We start from the raw sequence: 22,385 nt of genomic DNA on the forward strand, positions 1-22,385 counted from the left end.
AGCAGAGATTGATAACTCACTTACTTCTCTCTATTAATTATTTTCTCTTTCATATCTCTAAATTAAAATATCTGTCGTTTATTTTTAACCTCATAAGAATAAGTTATTTTATCTAACTTTCAAACAAAAATCCTTGTTTTTTCTATTTAACTTGCCTCCTCTTTCTTACTAGCACTATTACTACCGCTATTGCTACTACTACCAACGAAACCGGAATAACTATTCCTCATGGAGTTCCTGTTAGTTCAGAACCGGTTTGGTTTTGGTTTAAAACCGTGCTAATACTCTTTTCTAACCTTTCTACCTGACCTTTGTTGCTACTATAAAAACTAGCCAAATAAGAGTTAGTTTCTGAACCTAAACTTTTAATCTGTTCTTGGATTATTTTTAAATCTTTTTTTAATTTCTCAGTAATACTTTTTTTGGCTTCTTCTAAGAGCGATTTAGCCTTATTAAACAAAGTAGTTCATTTTCTTTCAGCACCTTTTTGACCAATTTCTTTGATGGCTTGTTCTTTAATTGTTTTAACTTTATCTTCATTAGTAATTTCGCCATTAATTAACTTTTTGACTTCTTCACTTAATTCATCGGCATTAATGTTATTATCTTTTAATCTTTCTTTAAGAGAAGTAACGATTGTGCTTCGGCAAAGTTGAGGATTTCTTTTTCATAACTCTTCTTCTATTTCTTTTCTAGTTTTTTCATCATCGTATTCCTTTTCTCCTTCCAATCGGATTGCGACTTCAAGTCCGCTTTTCAATTTATTATCTTCAACTTCATTTAATATTCCATTTTTAAGAAAGTCTTCGTAATTTTTTTTATCCTCGTCACCCAATTTAGGCTTCCTATTATTGTCATGAATATCCTCTCCTTTCTCGTCTTCTCTTTTATGTTTGCCTTTTTTGGCATTGCGTTTGGTTTCAATATCAGCCAATACTCTATCTCTAAGTTCATTAATTTCTTGTTCAGTTTTGGCACTGCTTAAAAGGTCGTCTCAGTTATTATCGCTCAATTCGCTACTAAAAACAACCGGGTCTTGATTTAGGACTTCATTAACCTCTTCCCTAACTCGCTTACAAAAGTCTGTTAATTTTTTTGCTTCTTTCTGGTCGGAAGATTTTTTTGGAATCGATTCTTCACCAACTTTTCTTATTACTTTTTTACCATTCGGGTCTTGGTAAACTCGATATGTAATGTCTCCGGTATTTCCGTTCCACTGGTGCTTCCATTTTATATCTTTTAAATCAACAACGTATTCCTCACCCACTTTAATGTATTAAAAAACTCAACAAAACTTTGCTTATTGGGACACTCAAGATATAATCGATGACCTCACAAACCTAACTTAAATGCTGGATAATCATTTAAATTCTCTTCTTCTATGTCTATAATCATTCTTGTATCTCTATAATCAACATGTCCCACCCTATCTTTATCTTTTACCTTAAATCGAAATTCATCAGTTGATTCTTTAAAATTAGCCTTTTCAGCAAATTTTAATACTCATCTTGGCTCAGCGGTGCCACTGCCAAAACGAGGAACTATTGTTGCTTTGCTGTCATCTATTTCAATACTTACTCACTTATCCTCGGGAAAGATTGTTAATTGTTGTTTATAAAACTCTTTGTCTTTATTTTTAAATTCTATGTAACCAACGTTTTTTCCTTGGTAATTAAAATGATGACACTGAATTATATTTTTAATCGCTCTTTTAACACTAAATTTATCTCTAATATCTTTCAAGTGTTCTTCATTACTTTTATACAATTTATTATCAGTTTCGTATATTCGCGTATTTATTTTCATGATTCTTAATTTTTTTGGCTTTTTTCTCCTTTGGCTAATTATTAAGGTGGAAATAAAAATTACTACTGGAAGAATGATTGTTCCACTAGTAAATAATTTTTCGTAGCCTGTTTTGGGTTGGCTGGATTGGCGAAAATTATTCTTAGTTTTTTCCTTATTGTAGTGCCCTGCAAAAATCAATTGCCGCTTTATAAGAACATTTTTTGTAAAGTAATGGGGGTGGTCTCTCACTAGAACCACCCCACTTTTATTTGCCAAATGGCAATGAAATGATTGTAAATTATTATTTCCTTAAAAAAACGATGAGTCGTTTACTTTTGACTAAACTTTTCTTTGAAATAAGTGTCTCAATCAGTATACTTTACCAATTGTCAATCTCTATCTTCTTTGGCTTCTCATATACCATTTACACCATCACCAGCATTAGCAAAGTCAACTACTTCTGCTTTTTTATTAACTTCTTCGATCTCTTTATTTCACAAATAGTTAGTTCCTTTGTGCAAGCCAATAGCAACTTCCGGGGCTATAGCAGCAGCAATATCTACTCGTGGGTCCATCGGAACTCCTGCTGCTCTGGCTTTTGCTACTCCAGTAGCAAAGACTCCCAATCCTATTATTCCTACTTTCATTCAAAAAAACTTATTTTTTAGCGTTAATTTCATATATAAATATTTTCTATTTAAGAATAAAATAATTTGTTGCACAAATTATTTATTTCCGTATTTCATCCTCGACAATCGCATTTCTCATTCGTGGATAAGTTTTTCCAACTCCTCCTTATATCTTTCTTTTTCTGTTAACTCCTTATTTATTACTTCAAATTCATCGTCATTCTCTATGTTATTATCTTTAATAGTTTCTATGTCGCCTTTAACTTTTTCTAAATGAACATTGCTTTCTTTTATCAGAGACCCTAGTCTTTCTTCATCCATTTTTTCTTGAATGTTTAAGTAGTCCTGGCGAAGTTTATTAAAGTAATAAGGAACATCGGAAGCCACCCGACTTCCTTTATTTATTACTGCTAATAATATTCAGACATCAAGCAAAGTACTTGCTATTATATTTACCATAATATTATAGTTTATTATTATTTACGACTTCTGCGAAAAAAATGGTTTGAAACAGAACCAACCCCTTTGACCGGCTGACCCTTACTTTCTAAAAAGTACTGGCAATGAACTATCTTCCCCGTAAAGAGTATTTTCGTCACACAAGTGCTTGACTTCTGTATTCGGAATGGGAACAGGTATTACCACTTGGTTATAATCACCAGTACAATCTAATTTATATTTAATTTTATAGTTTTTGAATTCTCTCAAGACCGAACGCAAAATTGAAAATACCAAAAAAATAAGTCCTCGATAAATTAGTATGGCTTAACTCAACATATTACTATGCTTACATTTGCCACCTATCAACCTCCTGGTCTAGAAGGTATCTTACTCCTTACGGATGGGAAATCTTATCTTGAAGTTAGTTTCGCACTTATATGCTTTCAGTGCTTATCTAATCCCGACGTGGCTATCCAGCCGTGCCCTTGATAGGACAACTGGTACACCAGTGGTCAGTCCACTCTGGTCCTTGCGTACTAAGAGCAGATCTTCGCAAATTTCCTACGCCCACAACAGATAGGGGCCAAACTGTCTCACGCATGTAAACCCTTATTTTTCAATAAGGCATGGACTATATCTTCATCCTACTTAATCAGCAGGAGTCGGCGTTTTATATTTTTTCTCACCAGAAAAAATATCTCGGGTTTTTATTCCCTCAGTCTCTACGGGGAATAAATTATGTTTTTCTAATTCATTTCTCACTACTAAAGCAGTTATGGTTCTTTTTTTCGAATCATTGAGAAATACCATCTTATCAATCAATCCGCACAACTTTATAAAAGTCGGCGGATTTTGTAATTTTGACAGATTATTAATAATATCTAAAACCAATTTAGCCTGCTTTCTTTTCAATTGTAAGTGTCCTTGTAAATTTTCCAAAATAATCTTAACTATTTGATTTCCTACAATGGCATACTCCGAAATTCCATCAGGACGTTTCCGGATCGCTCCATAAACTAATTTCTTTTTTAACCATAAGAGAAACCAATGACGATTAGATTTTTGAAAAAAGGTTATACTTACTCGAATTTGAAATCGCAGTTGGTAGTCCGGACGGCGAACTATTTGGGCATTAATACACCCATCGCCATCCAAAAAACCTGCTATATAAGACTTTTCTTGGTCAGAGATATCTTTCATTATTATAATTTATTCTTCCCTCGGTATTACCATTTCAGCCAGTTTGTAACTGAAGAAGGCTTCACCGATATTAGCCGATACTAGACTGATATTACTATCAATCAACGCAGTGTTCCTACGTTCTTAACCCAACTCACGTACCGCTTTAATGGGCGAACAGCCCAACCCTTGGTAGCTTCTTCACCACCAGGATGCGATGAGTCGACATCGAGGTGCCAAACACTTCCGTCGATGTGGTCTCTTGGGAAGTATTAGCCTGTTATCCCCGGGGTAACTTTTGTCCGTTTAGCGATGGCCTTACCACTAAGAACCACCGGATCACTAAGTCCTGCTTTCGCATCTGTTCGACTTGTTAGTCTCACAGTTAAGCATCCTTTTGCCTTTACGCTCACCGTAGGATTTCTATACCTACTGAGGATACCTTATGAACACCTCCGTTACTTTTTAGGAGGCGACCGCCCCAGTCAAACTACCCACCAAACACTGTCCTTTCGGCTGTAAACCGATAAGTTAGAATTTTCTGCTAATAAGAGTGGTCTTTCACCTTTTGACTCCGCTTGAACTGGCGTCCAAGCCTCACAGTCTCCCACCTAGCCTACACATATCAGAAAAAAAGTCAATATCAAGTTGCAGTAAAGCTCCACGGGGTCTTTCCGTCTAGTTGCGGGTAACCGGCATCTTCACCGGTACTAAGATTTCACCGAGCCTATAGTTGAGACAGTACACCAGTCATTACGCCTTTCATGCGGGTCAGAACTTCAAATGTGTTCGCTAATAGTTTCCTACTAGTTCAGACTATATCTTCACCTTATCCAATAATTTTAGAAATTAAGTTTATTAGACAATAATTTCATGATTATCTTTTACTAAATAAGGGCTGACGTATTAATTCGTTTTTCGCAAATTCTCAACTTTCGTTTCAGTCGTTACGGGTCACAAAATTATTGTGTTCCCACGGTATTCCCATATTTTGATAGAAAACCAAAACTTAGGGTTCACCGTTATTAGTCAGTTTACTTAAACAATATTGCTACTGTTTTCAGGCAAATTCTTTTCACCTGACAAGGAATTTCGCTACCTTTGGACCGTTATAGTTACGGCCGCCGTTCACTCGGGCTTCAATTCAGAGCTTCACCAGTATCTTACTACTGGCTAACCCCTCCTCTTAACCTTGGAGCACTGGGCAGGCGTCGCCCCCTATACATCCTCTTACGAGTTAGCAGAGAGCTGTGTTGTAAGTAGACAGTTGCCGGTGCCTCTTCACTGCGGCCTAGGTTGCCCTAGGCACCCCTTCTCGCGAACTTACGGGGCTAATTTGCCGAGTTCCTTAACTATAGTTTGCTCGCTGGCCTGTGGATATTCTCCTCGACCACGTGTGTTCGTTCTAGGTACGGGTGCCATAATTATATCTTTAGAAACTTTTCTTGGAAGTAAAGCGTTCGGATAATTCGTTGCCTACCCATCATATTTCAAGGTTAAACTGGGCGGATTTGCCAACCCAGACCTCTTTATACTTGGACCAGAATCAATAACTGGTTTATCTTAGCTGACTTCGTCGCTCCATCAGTAATTATGGCGAGTACAGGAATATTAACCTGTTATCCATCGGCTACGCCTTTCGGCCTTGCCTTAGGCCCCGACTAACCCAGGGTAGACGACCTTAACCCTGGAAACCTTGGTCATACGGCCAGAAGGATTCTCACCTTCTTTCGTTACTCACGCCGGCATTCTCACTAGTAAAAACTCCATTAATCCTTTCGGTTTAACTTCAATACTTTTACTACGCTCCCCTACCGCTAGTTGGCAAAAGAAAAAATATTAACTATCTACATATAATCGCATACTCTTTTCTCCACATTTGGAACAAACGAGGCAGTTGATTCCTTTTTCAGAAATAACCTGTTTATGTCGACATTTTTTTTGAACTTTTTTCATTCTCTTAATCTCAATAATTAATAATTCTTTTATTGCCAACTAGCCTATGGCTTCGGTATAGTATTTGAGCCCCCTTGCATTCTCGGCACTGCTCGACTAGACTAGTGAGCTATGACGCACTCTTTAAAGGATGGCTGCTTCCAAGCCAACCTCCTAGCTGTTTTAGTCTCACAACTTCCTTCTACACTTAATACTATTTAGGGACCTTAGCCGATAATCTGGGCTGTTTCCCTCACGTCCATGGAGCTTATCCCCCACAGACTGACTACCAGATAATAGACAATGGTATTCGGAGTTTAATTAGAGGCGGTACCCGGTTAAAGGCCCTTCTCTATTCAGTGCTCTACCCCCACTGTTTTCACTCTGGCGCTAGTCCTACAACTATATCGGGGAGAACCAGCTATCTCTAGGTTCGATAGGCATTTCACCTCTAACCACAAGTCATCCGAGGTCATTTCAACGAACACCGGTTCGGCCCTCCATGAGGTTTCATCCTCACTTCAGCCTGCTCATGGTTAGCTCACCTAGTTTCGGGTCTATAATCATTGACTAATCGCTCTATTAAAACTCGCTTTCGCTACGGCTCCATTTCTCAAGAAACTTAACCTCGCCAATAATTATAACTCGCCGGCTCATTCTGCAAAAAGCACGCCATTAGGCTTTAACGCCCTTTGACTTCTTGTAAGTGTTATGGTTTCAAGTTCTATTTCACTCCCCTTCCGGGGTTCTTTTCAACTTTCCCTCACGGTACTAGTTCACTATCGGTGACTAATGAGTATTTAGCCTTACGGGGTGGCCCCCGTGGATTCCCACAAGATTTCACGTGTCTCGTGGTACTCAGGATGAAATGCAGAGGACTATTGATTTCGAATACTGGACTTTCACCTTCTTTGGTGTGGCTTTCCAACCACTTCTTCTATCAATAACTTTGATAACTCTTGATATTAAAATCAGCATTTTCCTACAACCCCAATTTACAAACATAATTGGTTTGGGCTATTCCCAGTTCGCTCGCCACTACTATGGGAATCACTAATTTGTTTTCTTTTCCTCCGGATACTAAGATGTTTCAGTTCTCCGGGTTTGCTTCTAAGTATTATGAGACTCAGACTTTACCACATTACTGGTAATGGGTTGCCCCATTCGGACATTTCCGGATCGTAGCCTATTTTCCGGCTCCCCGAAACTTATCGCAGGATATCACGTCCTTCATCGCCTATTAGTCCCAAGTTATCCACCATACACTCTTAGTAACTTAAATTTTCGGTAAAATCTTTTTTTGCGTTCAGTTTTCAAAGAAAGAGAGAGTAAAAAAACATATACCTCTCAAAATTAAGTAGCCAAAAACCACCACTTACTTTTCAAAAGTATATATTATTTATTTTATATTGTACAAAAGGATTCCGATTAGAGCCAACGATGACACATATATTATTATTTTAGGGAAAAGGGGGAATTAATTCTCCCCCTCCCTTTTTCAACTGCCTCAATTAACTTATCAACTTTATTTTAAGAAAATCATCAATGATTATTTATTTCGCTTATTCTTTCTCAACAACAAGTAGCTAATAATTCCGACTGAAGCCAAGATTACTGAACCACCAATCACATACGGCAGGGGACCTTTATCATCTTTGTTTGGAGCACCAGTAGCACTAACTTCATTCATTAACGCTTGCGATTTATTAATCTGGTCTTTAATTTCGTTTACCGAAACCACTTCACTGTTCTTAATCAATTTTTCATTTTGAACTATTTGTTGTTCCAATTTTTCACTATCCGAACCGGATGAATTATTCCTCAACTTTCGCAATTCCTCTAAAACTTCGGTTAACTGTTTTTTAACTTCTGCTAATTGTTGGCGTAATTCGTGGTTTTCTTTTTGTAAACCAGAATAATCGGAACCATTAGCATTTTTGGCTAATCAATCCTTTTCATGCTGGATTTTTGTTTCAAACTCGCTGATACTTTTTTCAATATCTCTAATTAATTCTTGTCGCTTAGGAGATTTTAATCACTCTCGCAAGTGCTTTTCACAGCAACTTTTTGGATGGTCCCGTTCCTCGATTAATCTCATCTCGTAAAAATGTTTTTTTTCTTGAAATTCCGTTAAATACTTCTGATGCATAGCAATTTCACCATTGTCAAAAACCGGTTCATTTTTTTTCAACTCGGGGTTGTTTTCTAATGGTCGAAAACTAATTGACGTATTTGTGTAATCACCATTGCCGTTTTTTCACATTAAACTTGAAACTGGCCTTCATCTGTCTTCGTCAGCCGGCGGATTTCCCTGTCATTCTTGATAACTATAACTATAATCCTTTCCTTCCTCAAAATGACCTCTATATTTATAATCTTTGCCATCGTAGGCTTCTTGGGTTATTCGCACTGGAACGCGGTCGCCGCGAAACACACTTCTCAATTTGTCATTGTGAAAATTATAGGTTTTTATGTTGGGTTCATCGGTCGGAGAAATTGAATAATCTTGCCCCTCTTTAAAATCTTTTAGTTTGTTTTCGATATCGTATTTATTGAATATGTTAATGTTATTCATATCTGTTATAAATTTTTAATTATTTTTTGCTACCTCTTGCCTCGGTAGCCTGGCACCCAGTATTAGCAGACTAGATAACTGTTCCCATTCACTTTTTCGGTCAAAAATAATTAGGAGTAATTGGGATTAGGGAACTAACCACTTCTGACCTTTCCTTTCAACTTATCTTCTCTTACTTTTATTATTCTTAACTCTCATAAAGAGAGAGAGAGAGAGAGAGAGAGAGAGATTTTGAAATCTCTGCCTCATCCCTTTTCTCTGCCTCCTTAATGTTATTTTATAATGTTTATGTACTAACTAATGTTTTTATTCTCAGTTAAAAATTATTTATGCCCAAGAGAACGGACTATTTAACTTGACCGGAATATTTTATCACAATTGCCCAAGTTTGTGCTATGCGAAGCAAAGACCCCAACACCCAGGTAGGGGCAGTAATAGTTAACCAAAACAAGGAAATCATTGCGACTGGTTATAATGGTTTGCCGTGGGGTTGTAATGACGATGATTACCCATGGGAAAATAACCACAAAAACTGACTAGAAACCAAATATCCGTATGTCGTTCATGCTGAGGCTAACGCTATAATTCATGCTCACCAAAATTGTCAGGGTTTTTCACTGTATACCACTCTTTTCCCTTGCTGCGAATGTGCTAAATTGATTATTCAGGCAGGAATAAAACATGTTTTCTATTCGAACGATAAACATAACCAAAAAGAAGAAGTAATGGCAGCAAAAAGAATGTTAAAAGATGTGGGGGTTGAATATGGACTGGTTGCGGCCCCGAAGATAGTTTTTGAGAGATAAAAAAAATGTCTTGCGTGTTAACAAAAAGAAAGAATTAACTAAAAAAATAACCAGGATTACTATTCAACACCTTAATTATGTCTTCCTTTCTTTTGAGTAATTGGAGGATTTTTTCATCAATGGTTCCCTGGCAAATAAGGTCAATTACTAAACGCACCCGACCAGGTTCAGAATTAGTGGTAGGCAAAAAACGGGCTTCAGCTTGTTCGTTGTCAGCCGGAGAATAACTGCGGTCGGCAAAAATGATGGTTTCGGCTCGGCTCAAATTCAGTCCCATGCCCGCACTCTGGATATTACAGAGTAAAATATCGAGCGTGCCATTTTGAAATTTGTTAATGTTTTCTTCTCTTTCCTGAAAATTAGTTTTGCCAATAATAAGTCCAGTGGTTATTTTTTTCTCGGCTAAGGCGGTGGCCAAGGGCTCCAAAAAAGTTTCACTACGAGTTGAAAAAATGATTATATTTTGTCCTTTTCTTTCTTTCAGAAAATCAACCAGATAATTGATTTTACTGCCTGATCCCGGCAAGCCCAAGGCCGGTGGATAGAGAGTTAGCGTTTTTAAATTGGCTAATACTTCAAGTGGCTGATAATCTTTTCATTTTTCCCGTCATTGGGAATAGACAAGTTGTTGTTTTTCTTCCATCAACAAATATTCTTTTTGGTAAATTACAGGTGGTAGTCAGGGCAGGACTTCTTTTTGGCGGCGGTTGACCGAAAGTTGGCTGATTTTTTCTTGTAATTCCCGGCGCGCTTGCTCGTTCTTAAAATCTTGGACTCGAAAAATTTTGTAGACTTTTTTGCCTTTCCGAATTTCTGATTTATAAATATAAAAATATTGTTCGGCAAATCTTCAATAAGAAGAATAGGTTTCCGGATAAAGAAATTTGAGAATACCAAATATATCCGCGGAGCGATTAACCACTGGAGTGCCGGTCAGGGCCATTTTGTAGGGGGCATCTTTGAGTGTATAAATGCTTTTACTTTGTTGAGATTGGTGATTACGGAGAAAATGGGCTTCATCAACAATGACGCAGTAAGAATGATTAGTTCCTCATTTTTTTTTTATTTTTTTAAAACGAGGGCTGTCAATTTTGAAGGTATCTTTCGAAACAGTGATAATTAATTCTGGTTCACTGAGTAATTTCTGGTAAAAATCATAACGCGATTTTTTGTCTAAATAAGTAATAATATAGGCTGGTTTTCTCAACCATTCCTCCACCGATTTTTGTCATTGTTGTTGTAAAACGCTGGGTGTAATAATTAGCAAATTATTGACCGGTCATTGTTGAAAAACTTTTAAAGCAATTGGTGTTTTGCCGGTTCGCATTTCACTAAAAATTGCTACACTTTTTAACCGACTGAGAAATTTGACATCCGCTAGTTGGTAATCACGAAGAGAAGGGGATTGGGTGTCATTTGTCGGAACACTATTAATGGTTGCTGAAAAATCATAATTTGACACTATTTTTTGTAATTTTTGGCTATTAAGAGGATTAGCCGGCAAAGAGTAATGTTTCAATTTACTTTCTTGATTAGCACCTAAACAAAAGGCTCAGGAATAAGTGGTTTTGAAAATAATTTTTTGCGAATTCGTTTCGACAATTTCTACTTCGGTTTTTTTCATTAATTTTCTGGTCAAACTATTATAAAAAGTTTTTTTAATCTTAATACAAAAATTAATTTAGAAATTAGTAAGAGTAATAATTATTTTATTGTTTAAACCGGCTAATTTATGATATTTGTTGTATTCATTGCCAGCGTATTCAAGAGAATTTTTTTCAATCGGAATATTTTCGGCTCCCTCAATGTAGCAAAGTCTTTGGTAATTTAAATAACTGAATTTGGGAAATAAAGCCAAGGCGGGGTGATTTTTGGTAATGAAAAGTTGGTAAAATTTCTCTTTTTCTTTGCCTAGAAAATAAAAATGGCGACCGAGTTTTGCATCACTCTTATAAGTTTCAAATGGGCCATAAAATAGTTTGGGGTTGTCATTTATTTTTTCCAATGCTTTTTTAAAGGGCAGAGCCTCTTTTTCGGCCTTTGAATTTCTTATACGGCAAATTAAATCGGCTATTTCTAGGTGGTCTTGGGATTCCAAATCACTTTTTCAAATGTTACTCGCTTCCCTATCCGGTCAACCAAATTCTCTATCGTACTGTTCCTAAGACCAGCCGTGTTTCTTTATAAACTCCTTTTTGTCTTTGTCTCATTTTTCTTTTCTTTGCTGATAGTGGCGGTTAAAATTTTCTTTCAATTCCTCATTCAATTTTTCGTTTTCCTTGGTATGTATTGTAATTTCCCCATCTTCAAATAATTGATAATCCAAAAAATAATTTTTTCAGTGGCTTTCATTAGTCAAGGCGTCTTGTAAATCGTCTTTAATGGCCCGAGCCAGAGTTTTTGCGGAGTAGTTATTATTGGGAGCAGGTGGGGGAGAAAAAGGACTATCCGTTGGCTGCTCCGGTGGGATTTCCTCATTCTTGTTGGCTGGCGGAGCGGAAGTTGGCTTGGCAGTTAAGGACTTGTTTTGTTTTTGGTTTAGAAAGAAAATTATTCCTCCTCCTATCAAGACAATTAATAGAACGCTTACAATAACTTGTTTTTTTTTTTTTTTTTTTTGCGATTGGTGTCATACTGCTATTTGCTATGTTAATACGTTATATTAATTTTGCTTTTGGTAAGGGTTAATCTCTATTTGTTGTAATTGGTGCGACTCTTGGACGATTTCATTTTGGTGGATAACCAGTCCGGTTTCTTTTTCCGACCCCGAATTATCTGCTTCTAAATCATTTTTCCGGACCGTAATTTTTGGGTGGGAAGTATTTTTTTCTTTACTGGAAGAGGTGGGATGAGGAGTAGCAAATTGTGAAATGTGTTCTGGTCCCAATCAATTCGCCGAGCCAGTTCCTCCGCCCATTCTTCAACTTTTAAAGTCATAAGTCCCGTGAAAACTACTAATGAGAAAAGGTTGCAATTCCTCCGCAATTTTTTTCACTCCGCTTTCCTTTCTTTGGTCGGCCGAACAATGAAATTCTTGGACTGAGCTAGGCAAAAATTCTAGCCCACTATCAATATCAGTATTTTGAATACTTAACCTTTCCAACTTAGTCAAATCGTTTAAACACTCTAGGCTGCCAGTAAATCGATTATAAATGCCTTGTTCGATTTTGTTTTTATCCGAATTGCCAACCAAAAGTGCAGTTAGATTAACAAATTTCGCAAAACAACTTAAATCTTGCTCCGAAATATTATTATCCTCCAAGTAAAGATTAGTCAATTTTTCGGAGTCGAGGGTAGTCAAAAAACCCACGTCAGTAAGTGAGTTGGCAGCACAGTTAATCAACTCAATTTCGGGGCAGTTATTAATGATTAATTCGGCAAGTTCATTATCGTAAAGATACAATTTTTTTAGAATTACAAAATCGCTTATGATTAGGGAACCGGCCAATTTTATTTTAAAAGAATTTTTATTTTGGTCGTCTGCTGTGTAGGGGCTTAGGGATAATTCCTCAACCACTTTTCTAGTTAATTTATTGGGATATTTTTCGTTTAGTCACGCTTGGGCTTATACCATAATTTATTAATAATATTAACGGGTTGTTTTACGCTTCAATCACTTCTATGCTATCATTCTCTCCAAAAAACATAATTTTGGTAGTTTCAAAATAATTTTCTGCTACTGGATCTAATTCAAAACCAATTTCATACTCGACAAAATCTTTTAGTATTTTGTTATCAACGCTGGGATTTTTTTGGCTAATAAAAACCGTTTTTCCTTTTCTTCCTTCTCCACCAAACACATAGTAATCAGAACCAGAATTAAACATATATTTCATTTTCAAAACTATTTTCTTTTTACTTTGGGAAGGAGGCGGCGTTTGGCTGCTCGGTGGTGGAATTGGTTCTGGTTCAGAATTATCGTCCGGTCAATTTCCCAATGCTGTCAAAGTAAAATTATTGTTGTTTTTGTCAAAATAGTATTCACTTTTTTCTCCTCATCCCGTATTCATTATTTTGTGTGTTGTGGCGTCTTTTCCCAAAAAAGAAATTTTAAAATTAGGGGCATTTCGTCAATCAGTTTGGTCCCAATTTCTCCCGCCTCAAACAGAGTTCTTTTTGGAAATAAGTATAAACATTGGTCTCTTTTTGCCATCATCTCAATCGCCCTGTTTTATATTATTAGAAAATCTTATATATTCATCATTAGCCAAAGGTAAAATGCTAATTTCCTCCTCTATTCGGTCAAAGTTGGGGTCATTACTCGGATTTTTCGAGGGCGAGGGAGCCGTGGTTATAGGTATTAATTGAAAATTATCATTATTCTCATCAAAAATGAAACCATTTCCTCTTTTTTCGGTGGCGTCCTCCTCGTAAAAAGAAAAATTATATTGATTATCTTTGATAGTTAAATTGCTAGCAGAGGAGAAAATTTTATTTTTAGTATCAATTAAGACTCTCTTTTTGTTGTCATTAATATCAATATATTCATGCTTAGCACCTACTTCGGTATTGTATTTGACAGCAATTTGCCGATGGGTTTTATTATTATTAATTGGTGGTTGCTGTCCATTGCCACCTGGATTAATCGGCGGGTTGGGGGAATTATTACCTAGATTTTGGATTTGTTGTTCTATTGTTTTGGTCTTTTGCTCTAATTCTTGTTTTTTAGTGGGGTCATTTTCGTTTTGTAGTTGCTCTTTTAATTCTTGTAATTCTTTTTCTAATTTGGCTTTTTGTTGGTCAATTTTGGCTTGGTTGACTTTATTTTTAGCACCCAACTTTTGCCCTAACCAAAAAATTCCTCCAGCCAGAGCCACAACCAGGCCACCCACCAGAATTATTTTTAGTATTTTTCTTCTATTGGAATTTTCCATAAATAATTTTTATCGTTTTTATATAATAAACATGAGTGTTAAAGTTAAAATTATAATATTATGGTAGCAAAAAAAGTAAACCAATAAATGTTGGCTTCACCTAAACTCAAAAAATAACGCCCCAGTTCTGTAAGCAATAGGTAATTAGCCGTAAAAATAATTATCAATTCTCAAAAGGAACTTCAATTTGATTTAATAACTGTTCTTGCTCTGAAAAATTCGTCAGATAATTATCAAGCGTTTGCTCTTTTTGTTGACCATTCTTTTTTAATCCTTTTATAAATTTTTCCCTGTTTTCAATTAAATATTCACTATTATAGTTGAATTGTATAATTTTATTTCCTTTAATCCCAAAATTTTCTTCTAGATAGTCGCGATAACTTATTTCTTTTTCAATATTGTTTTCAATCAATTTGTCTTCAATAAATAATAAATCCTCCGCATTATAATACCCAGTTTTTTCAAATATCTCCTCAAAATCTTTAATTAAGGAGATGCAAAAATCGCTTATAGCAAAAGAATTGCGTTTTTTGATGTCTTTCCGTACTTCATTTATATCAATAGCAATCAAAAAAACGTCAGAATTAGAGTAAATTGGGAAAATAGATGAATTTCCAACTTCGTCTAAAATGTACATTTTAGAAGCATCCTTTAGACCCAAATTATCTGCAATTATTTTTCGTAATCACTCTTGTTCTATTTCATTATCACTTCTAATGTGATAAAAGGATAGTTCTGCATCATCATAGTCTATCGCAAGATATCTTTTATCAATTAAAATTCATTTTTTATACTCAGATTGGTTATTCGCTTTTATAAGTTCTTCAACAACTTCTTGATTTTTTTGTTTGATAAAAGTTTCTATTTCTTCACTTTTTCTAAGTTCGCACTGTCCCGGAATGGCCCCTCGAATAAAAATTCCGTCCTCATTATTAAGCGCGCTTTTAATAACTTCTTCACAAAATCATTTTCTATCTAGACAAAGTCATTGGCCTCCATTAAGGAAACTAACCCCCTCTCTAAAATAAACTTTAGATATTCTGTCCAATCCATCTAGTTTTTTTGGACCCTTTCCGCATCAAGCACGCACTTTATTATTCTCGTCCTCTACCAGTGTTCTAATAAATGTTAGTTGCTCATCACCTAGTTTTCGAGCAACAAAATTGGTTTTATTTCCATCATCTTTATTTATAATCTTATTTCCTTTTTGTGTTTCTCCAATGTTAATAATTATTCATGGTTCGTTTGGTAAATTATTGTCGTATTTGTCAATGATTTCTTGGCGGACAGTTTCATCCCTTACTCACCTTATGATTTTCTCTAATTTTTCCTTATTGAATTCTTCATTTTCTTTATCGTTAGATACAGCATAGTAAAACTCTATTGCGTCTTTGATCTTATTTTGTAATTCTGTCTCTTTCAAATCTTTTTCTGCTATACTATTAAGCCAGGAGGGTCTGTTTTTTTCTTTCATTAGTTTGCGAAAGAGGGTACGCAAGACCCTGTCTCCATATTCATCTTCATGTCAGTAGTCCCTTATTTTTTTGTCATTAGCAAAATTTTCGACAACATCCGGATCCAGATTAGCAAGTAATCCACTAGGTCCGTTTATTTGGTGAATAAGTTCAGGAGTACTGAATTTGTAAATTTCTATATAATAAGAAAATAGAAAAGGGGTTTTTGGATTAACTGGATAAATTGGTAAATTGACTGCTCCGCTAGTTGGTATACCTAATTCGTCTAGATAACTATGTATAATTAATGTTTCTTCTACTGGCATATATAACATTTTTAGTTTTCATGGAGTAGAGATATGATTAAATTACAATAGCATTTTTATTGAAAAGGTAAAAAAATAATAATATATGAATATTGAAATAGTAAAAAATTCTAAAAAACACTTAATTATTATTGACTTAGACGGCACTGTTCTAAACAGCGATTTTGCCACCCTCAACCAGAAAAATAAAAAAATCCTCCAAAAACTACAAGAAATGGGGAACAAAATAGTTATTGCCACTGGCCGAAATTATTTGTCGGCTTTGCCTTTTTATAGAGAAATTGGTTTAGATACTTTTTTGATTACCTACAATGGAGCTTATATTGACCATCCCTTAAAAAAACATAGCCCTATCATGGCCATTCTCCCTCTAGCTAACGAGACAGTTAAGAAAATATTAAATGAAAAGATTATTAAAGAAAATTTACTTAATGTTTTAATCGATTCGGCTGACAAGGAAACCATTTCAACGGGCGAGGATATTTACTACCACGAAATTTTTTTTAACGGCAATACTTATCATGCGACTAATGATGCTTTACAACATTTAGGAGATCGAGATTGCTTACAATTAGTCCTTGAATTTAAAAATGATAAAGAGAAAATTGACTCCATTCGTTCGTTTTTAGGAGAAAATTATAAAGCCAGTGTGGACTATTATTCAGGAAAAAAATTAAAATCAGAAAAAGAAGGAGATAAAATTTTGGTGCCGGACCCCGAAAAAGTGATTTTTAAAATCCGCAGTTCAAAGGCTGATAAAGCCGAGGCTGTGGCAAAACTAGCCGCTTATTATAATATTGATGAATCACGGATTATTGCTTTTGGCAATGATGTTAATGATATAAAAATGATTGAAAATGTAGGATGAGGCGTGGCTATGTCAAATGGAAATGACGATTTAAAGCCTTACGCTCGCAGCATCACTAGACTTGATAATCACCACGGGGGAGTAGCCGAATATTTAATAAAATATTTTCAAATGAGTTCTCAAAATTAGGTTCGGCAAAAGTAGAATACATTTGATGTTTTGTCTGTTAATAACTGAGGCATTAGCGGAGAAGCTGAAAGAAAGGTAGAAAAAAAATAATTGGTTAACATGGCAATTATCGCATTTATTTCTCAAAAAGGAGGAGTAGGAAAATCAACTTTAAGCCAAGCTTTAGCAAGCGAAGCCTCCAAGCAAAATTAAAAACTCTGCTGGCGGATTATGATCCTCAACAAAAAATCAGTTGAAGCGAGCGAAGGAGAAGTTAAGGGGCAAAACCATTATCAATTTCAATCTTACCTTTTTTCGATAAAATTTATATATAGTGGAGGAAAAATTGCTCCTAAAATTAAAAAAGCCAAAAAATTATGAACTACAAAAATAAAAATGGTCCAATAAATATTGGTTTCCCATTAAGTTCAGAGAACCACAAAAAATATCAGGAGGGGGTAGATTATTGCGTTGAAGACAGGGGAAATGGATTTAAAAAATATATCATTCTCTCGGAAAAATTAAAAGCAGATTTTCGCAGATTTAACCACGGACAAGATTTTGGAGATATTACCGAGCAAAAATTTGAAGTGCTGCCCGAGAACCCCGAAGAAATGGCCAGGAAAATAAGGGAGGGGAACGAAAAGCATCGGCAAAAGTTCATTGCCGAAAATAATCCGCCCAAGTTGCGTTTCCAACCGAATGAGCCGAAATTGAGCAAGAAATCAGCAATTTCCACTTCTAAAAGCCACCAACAATCTCCAAATAATTCGGACCATCACCACGACTTAATTATCATTATTAGCCTAGTCGGTTTAATAATTCTATCAATTGGACTACTGATAGTAAAAAAATGCCTTAAAAAGAATGAACCTAAAAAATAAAAAAATAGTCAACACCCAATTCCTCAACGAAAATATTCCCTTTTCCCAAGTTCTCTTGGTTATTGACAAAGAGGAAAAAGAAATTATTGACCGGCAAGAAGCCTTAAAAAGAGCCAAAAATTTGGGCCTTGACCTTTTTTGCGTGGCCCCAGACAAAAATCCTCCGGTTTGTAAATTAATTAATTATCAAAAATACGCTTTTGAATTAAGTAAAAAAAAGAAAGACAAAAAAGAAAATATTTGTAAAGAAGTCAGGATTTCTTTCAATATTGGTGAAAAAGATTTAAAAGATAAATTGGAAAGAGTTAACAAATGGACTGAAAAGGGTTGATTAGCCAAAATTAGTGTTGTCATGGTTGGAAAACAGAAAACCCGGCCCGACTTGGCCCAGGAAAAATGTCAAAAAATAATTGCCGAGTTAAAAACCAGATCTCCAAAAATTGAATTGAGAGATGACATTCGTCGGCATCTTAATACTTTCTATTTCTTTCTTTACAAAAAAAAGCAGTAATTTATCCTTGTTTTTTTAAAAGTTGCGTTTTTAGAGATTAATTTTGTATATGTGTTTAATTTTTCGACGATGGTCGTTAGCAGACAGGCATCCTTAAATATATAAGACATCCTCATTTATTTTTTTAAGTATTTGATTACTGATTGCGAAGCAATGGCTCCCTCGGCTACGGCCGTCACAATTTGCTTAATTTTATTGGGAGTTGGACGAGCCACATCTCCGGCAGCAAATAATCCTGGAACAGTTGTCGAACAATCGTCTTTAATAGCAATGTAATTTTCTCGGTCGCAGACACCTAATTCATGAGCAAAACTGCTAAATGGAGCAAGGCCAATACACGGAAAAACTGCTTTGACTGACAATTCACTTTTTTTATTATTTGCTAAATTATTAACCGCTACTTTTTCGACCATCTCCCCTCCTTCAATTTTGGTCAGAATGGAATTCAAAAGAAAAATTATTTTCGGATTGTTTTGGGCTTGGATTACTATTTCTGGCTCAGCTCGAAATTCCGAACGTCGGTGAATAAGATAAACTTTTTTTGCTACATTACTCATATACAGAGCCGTCTCCAAGGCCGAATAACCGCCACCCACTACTGCTACTTCTTGGTTCCGAAAAAGAAATCCATCGCAAATGGCACAATAAGAAACCCCCAAATTAGTAAATTTTTTTTCACCCTCGATTCCTAATTCTTTTTCCATGGCCCCAGAAGCAATAATAATTGCTCGGCTAACAAAACTATCCCCTTCACCTGTTTTCACAACAAACTCCCTTTCTTTTTTTTCTAATTTTAATACTTCCTCGGATTTTCAGTCAAGTTCATAATTTTTGGCGTGTTCAGTCATTTTTTGGGCTAGTTCAGGTCCTTTGATAGAAGTAAAACCCGGATAATTATCCACATCGGCCGTTTTATTTAATTTCCCACCCGTTAAAGATTTTTCTAAAATTAGACATTTCAAAAGTGCTCGTCTGGCGTAAATGGCCGCTGTCAGCCCGGCCGGTCCAGCACCAATAATAATCAAGTCATAGAGCATATATTAATAAAGATTTTATAAGATTTTGCTTTTCTTTTTTTTTTTTTTTTTGCTAAAATTAATGTATAATGACAGACTCTATCGGAATACTTAATCCTAATCCTAGTCAAATTAGAATCTTGTCTTGAGGCAGATTTTCAAGCAACAAATGAAATACGATAGTTTTCCTCTGCGAACTGGATGACAGTTATGAAGTATATACAAACAATGGATATTGGAAAACAATAGGACTGTCTTTTCCCAAAACTGAAAATGACAAAATTGCCAAAATAGAAAATATTTTGAAACTTAATACTTTTAATCCTAATGATAAAAAAAAAACTTTTCTCTTAACCCAAAGGGCAGGAGATGTGGCGTTGCCTCACACTCCTTTAGAGTTTGGTTTTACTTCCGTAAAAGGCGGTCAAGTCATGATTTTCAATTCTCCCGATTTAGATTTCTTTTCAATTCCTAACCTTTATTATGGTATAAAAAATGAAGAGTTAAAAGTGGAAGTAAATGGATTTAATTACCAAGCAAGCGAAAAAAAAATTATTCTCGAAATAACCAAACAGGATCTCAAAGAGCATATTTACAAAGCGGCAGTCCCGGTCGCTAAAATTATTTTTAGCGGAAATAACCCTGGCAAATTGGCTGAAATACACAAGATAATAGAATACAATTTCAACAAAAATGAAAAACAATTTACTATCAAACAAATAGAAGATTGACCGGCTATTTCTACTTGGGGAGAATTAGAAATAGATTTAGAAAAACGTTTTCCCAACCTTATTGTAGAGGGTAAATTGATCCCCCAAACTACCGACCCCTTGCTAGCTGAAAAAAACACTGCCATTTCGGACATTGACAATGCCCTCAACCAAAATCCCACTATCAATACTAATGAATTAGAAACCACTAACCAAAATTGACGTCACGATATTCAAAAGGCGAACGATTTGCCTACTATTACGACGATTAAAGACCGAATATTAGCCGACATTAAAAATAAACGGCAGGCTAAACAAGGAGGAAGCGGTCCCGGTCCTGGTAATCCCGACTCTCCCGGCACTCCAGGAGGGCCAGGCGATAGCCCTGACAATGGAAATGACCCAACCACACCCACACCCGGCAAAGACAAAAATGATGTTCCTCCGCCCTCCGAGGATGAGGTCGAAAATAGATTTAATAATGACCCTGCCAAGCAACAAATAGAGAATAATCAGCAACTTACAGAAGACGAAAAACAGGCAACTTTAAAACTACTCAAAACCTTGATTGCTGCGGAGATTTTAAGTGAAAAAGGACAATTTAATCAGTCAATTTTTGATGAATTGCTAGGCGAAAAAAATCAACAATCCGCTGCCTACAAAACGCTTAATGAAAACGGACGAGTAGACAATGTTATTGAGAGTTTACAAAATATTAACCAAACCCCTCAAAATGGCAACCAGCCAACTCGGGATAAAGACGAATTTCCGGTCTGAATCTTTCCGGTCATAATATTTTTGCTAATAATATTGATTGGAGCAATAATGTTAGTAAGGAAAAAGAAATTAAAAAAATAAGATAAACTAATGAATAACGCTAACCACCAAAAAGGAAACTATTATATTATCGCCGACCACCTGAGAACTACTATTTTTGCTCTGGCTGATGGTGCCACATTCGGGCCCAAAGGACGTGGTTACATTCTCAAAAAATTGGTCAAAAAGGCTACTTTGTTAGCCTATTTGCTTGGTTTAAGCACCGATCAGTTAATAGAAGTAAGCAAAAAAATGATTGTAGTTAATTCTTCTTACTACCAGCATTTAAAAAAAAAGGAAGGTTTGATAATTAATGAGTTGAAAAAAGAAATCAATAAAACCAGGGAATTTATTGATAAGTCGAACCGAGAATTAAGCAAAAATTATACACCCACAATCGCGGCACAAGATATTTTTTTCTGGTATGATACCAAGGGCATTTCAGAGGAACTAATTCGCTTTTATTTGGAAAAAAAGGGTCATAAGTTTCCGGAAGAAGAATTTAGTAAATTATTAGCCCAGCAGAAGGAAAAAGGTCGCAAGGACCGAGAAACCAGAAAAATATCAGTTTTTTAATTTTTTTCTAACAAATATCATAATGAATAAACAGGGCTACATTTTGAACGGCTAAAATAATAAATTATATATGACCGCATTACTCAATAAATTAAAAGTCGAAGAAATAACTCACAAAAATAAACCTCATACTTCCTCTTTTGTCTTTCGCCACTTGCCAGCCGGCATGGGGGTGGTTCTTGGCAATTATTTTCGGCAATTTCTTCTGAAATATACTAGCGGAATAGCCCCTTTAGGTGTCCAAATTAGCGATAAAAATGGAGTAGTGGAAAGCGAAATTAGTGCTTTGTCGGGAGTGGTAGATCCGGTAGCAACGCCTTTTCTCGTTATGAAATTGAAAGAGGTTAGAGCAGAAGCCAAAAAAAAGAAGGAGGGAATTTTTTGTCTAGAATTGAGTGTTGAAAACAAAGAAAAAACGGAAAAAAAAATTACGGCTGGTGATTTTCAAAAGGATAAGGAAGTCAAAATTAAAAATCCTAATCTTCATTTGGCTACTCTGGCAGCAGCAACCAGCGAGGAAAAAAAACCTAAATTAGAAATAAAATTATATTTTCAGAAAAATTGGGGTTATTGGGAGGAAGAAGAACAAGAAAAAAATTATTTGGCGGATGTAGAAAATGTTATTGCTTTTGCTACCGATTATGCCCCAGTCAAAGGTGATGGAGTAAGTTTTCAAATAAAATCGGTAGTAATTAGCAGAGGAAAAACCGAAGAAGAATTAACACTTACGATTACTACTAATGGTGTGGCTGAACCGAAAGAAGCACTTCAAGAAGTTTTGGCGATATCCCAAGATGCTTTTGGTAGCATTTCTCAACTGCTTAATGACAATAGTAAAAAGGGAGAAAAATTAATTCTGGAGCCAACGGCCGAGGCAAAAATATAAAAT

General features: G+C 35.6%; 20 protein-coding genes and 2 rRNA genes. 8 read left to right on the forward strand and 14 right to left on the reverse strand.

Going from position 1 to position 22,385, the window contains the following annotated elements:
* Positions 1-142: 142 nt before the first annotated feature.
* From DHMRE_RS03825 to DHMRE_RS03855, 7 genes are all read right to left on the reverse strand, one after another.
* Positions 143-1,267 carry a hypothetical protein gene (locus DHMRE_RS03825; RefSeq protein ID WP_322632376.1) on the reverse strand — a complete coding sequence of 375 codons (1,125 nt, stop codon included), beginning with the start codon at positions 1,265-1,267 and terminating at the stop codon, positions 143-145.
* Entirely contained in the window at positions 1,240-2,064 is an 825-nt protein-coding gene (locus DHMRE_RS03830) for a hypothetical protein (protein WP_322632377.1), read from the reverse strand. Before DHMRE_RS03830 ends, DHMRE_RS03825 begins: the two co-directional genes overlap by 28 nt.
* A 53-nt stretch (positions 2,065-2,117) precedes the next feature.
* Positions 2,118-2,468: a hypothetical protein gene (locus DHMRE_RS03835; protein ID WP_322632378.1), complete on the reverse strand. Its 351-nt coding sequence runs from the start codon at positions 2,466-2,468 to the stop codon at positions 2,118-2,120.
* Positions 2,469-2,513: 45 nt separating this feature from the next.
* Entirely contained in the window at positions 2,514-2,876 is a 363-nt protein-coding gene (locus DHMRE_RS03840) for a hypothetical protein (protein ID WP_322632379.1), read from the reverse strand.
* 96 nt (positions 2,877-2,972) lie between these two features.
* Positions 2,973-3,080 (reverse strand): 5S ribosomal RNA (gene rrf / locus DHMRE_RS03845).
* A 72-nt stretch (positions 3,081-3,152) separates the two neighbouring features.
* Positions 3,153-7,254 (reverse strand): 23S ribosomal RNA (locus DHMRE_RS03850).
* A 267-nt stretch (positions 7,255-7,521) separates the two neighbouring features.
* The gene (locus DHMRE_RS03855; RefSeq protein ID WP_322632380.1) at positions 7,522-8,547 is read right to left on the reverse strand and encodes a hypothetical protein; all 1,026 of its coding nucleotides are present in this window, start codon (positions 8,545-8,547) and stop codon (positions 7,522-7,524) included.
* Positions 8,548-8,876: 329 nt separating this feature from the next.
* On the opposite strand from DHMRE_RS03855, the gene DHMRE_RS03860 reads away from it, so the two are divergent.
* Positions 8,877-9,353: a deoxycytidylate deaminase gene (locus DHMRE_RS03860; RefSeq protein WP_322632381.1), complete on the forward strand. Its 477-nt coding sequence runs from the start codon at positions 8,877-8,879 to the stop codon at positions 9,351-9,353.
* 34 nt (positions 9,354-9,387) lie between these two features.
* Here the strand turns inward: DHMRE_RS03860 and DHMRE_RS03865 are convergent, their stop codons facing one another.
* The 6 genes from DHMRE_RS03865 to DHMRE_RS03890 all read right to left on the reverse strand — a co-directional run bounded on the left by DHMRE_RS03865 (position 9,388) and on the right by DHMRE_RS03890 (position 16,007).
* Entirely contained in the window at positions 9,388-10,977 is a 1,590-nt protein-coding gene (locus DHMRE_RS03865; protein ID WP_322632382.1) for a DEAD/DEAH box helicase, read from the reverse strand.
* Positions 10,978-11,034: 57 nt separating this feature from the next.
* On the reverse strand, positions 11,035-11,451 hold the full coding sequence (locus DHMRE_RS03870) for a hypothetical protein (protein WP_322632383.1): 417 nt from the start codon (positions 11,449-11,451) through the stop codon (positions 11,035-11,037).
* A 63-nt stretch (positions 11,452-11,514) separates the two neighbouring features.
* On the reverse strand, positions 11,515-11,922 hold the full coding sequence (locus tag DHMRE_RS03875; protein WP_322632384.1) for a hypothetical protein: 408 nt from the start codon (positions 11,920-11,922) through the stop codon (positions 11,515-11,517).
* 93 nt (positions 11,923-12,015) lie between these two features.
* Complete coding sequence (locus DHMRE_RS03880) at positions 12,016-12,870, reverse strand: hypothetical protein (protein WP_322632385.1); 855 nt, start codon at positions 12,868-12,870, stop codon at positions 12,016-12,018.
* An 85-nt stretch (positions 12,871-12,955) separates the two neighbouring features.
* Positions 12,956-14,227, reverse strand: coding sequence for a FlxA-like family protein (locus DHMRE_RS03885; protein WP_322632386.1), 1,272 nt, complete (start codon positions 14,225-14,227; stop codon positions 12,956-12,958).
* A 160-nt stretch (positions 14,228-14,387) separates the two neighbouring features.
* The gene (locus DHMRE_RS03890) at positions 14,388-16,007 is read right to left on the reverse strand and encodes a hypothetical protein (RefSeq protein WP_322632387.1); all 1,620 of its coding nucleotides are present in this window, start codon (positions 16,005-16,007) and stop codon (positions 14,388-14,390) included.
* Between the two features lie 85 nt (positions 16,008-16,092).
* Here DHMRE_RS03890 and DHMRE_RS03895 point away from each other — a divergent pair, with 85 nt between their 5' ends.
* From DHMRE_RS03895 to infC, 4 genes are all read left to right on the forward strand, one after another.
* Complete coding sequence (locus tag DHMRE_RS03895; RefSeq protein ID WP_322632388.1) at positions 16,093-17,004, forward strand: Cof-type HAD-IIB family hydrolase; 912 nt, start codon at positions 16,093-16,095, stop codon at positions 17,002-17,004.
* A 99-nt stretch (positions 17,005-17,103) separates the two neighbouring features.
* The gene (locus DHMRE_RS03900) at positions 17,104-17,196 is read left to right on the forward strand and encodes an AAA family ATPase (protein ID WP_322632389.1); all 93 of its coding nucleotides are present in this window, start codon (positions 17,104-17,106) and stop codon (positions 17,194-17,196) included.
* Positions 17,197-17,360: 164 nt separating this feature from the next.
* Positions 17,361-17,867 carry a hypothetical protein gene (locus DHMRE_RS03905; RefSeq protein WP_322632390.1) on the forward strand — a complete coding sequence of 169 codons (507 nt, stop codon included), beginning with the start codon at positions 17,361-17,363 and terminating at the stop codon, positions 17,865-17,867.
* The gene (gene infC / locus DHMRE_RS03910; protein ID WP_322632391.1) at positions 17,851-18,378 is read left to right on the forward strand and encodes a translation initiation factor IF-3; all 528 of its coding nucleotides are present in this window, start codon (positions 17,851-17,853) and stop codon (positions 18,376-18,378) included. Before DHMRE_RS03905 ends, infC begins: the two co-directional genes overlap by 17 nt.
* A gap of 116 nt (positions 18,379-18,494) precedes the next feature.
* On the opposite strand, the gene trxB is transcribed toward infC, so the two are convergent.
* Entirely contained in the window at positions 18,495-19,415 is a 921-nt protein-coding gene (trxB, locus tag DHMRE_RS03915; RefSeq protein ID WP_322632392.1) for a thioredoxin-disulfide reductase, read from the reverse strand.
* 68 nt (positions 19,416-19,483) lie between these two features.
* Between trxB and DHMRE_RS03920 the strand changes: the two genes are divergently transcribed.
* The 3 genes from DHMRE_RS03920 (at position 19,484) to DHMRE_RS03930 (ending at position 22,382) form a co-directional block, all read left to right on the forward strand.
* Positions 19,484-20,962, forward strand: coding sequence for a hypothetical protein (locus DHMRE_RS03920; protein WP_322632393.1), 1,479 nt, complete (start codon positions 19,484-19,486; stop codon positions 20,960-20,962).
* Positions 20,963-20,971: 9 nt separating this feature from the next.
* Complete coding sequence (locus tag DHMRE_RS03925) at positions 20,972-21,496, forward strand: alanine--tRNA ligase-related protein (RefSeq protein WP_322632394.1); 525 nt, start codon at positions 20,972-20,974, stop codon at positions 21,494-21,496.
* Positions 21,497-21,566: 70 nt separating this feature from the next.
* The gene (locus tag DHMRE_RS03930) at positions 21,567-22,382 is read left to right on the forward strand and encodes a hypothetical protein (protein WP_322632395.1); all 816 of its coding nucleotides are present in this window, start codon (positions 21,567-21,569) and stop codon (positions 22,380-22,382) included.
* Positions 22,383-22,385 lie beyond the last annotated feature (3 nt).

The sequence above is a fragment of the endosymbiont DhMRE of Dentiscutata heterogama genome, from assembly GCF_002888635.2.
GTDB lineage: Bacteria > Bacillota_I > Bacilli_A > Mycoplasmatales > CGIF01 > CGIF01.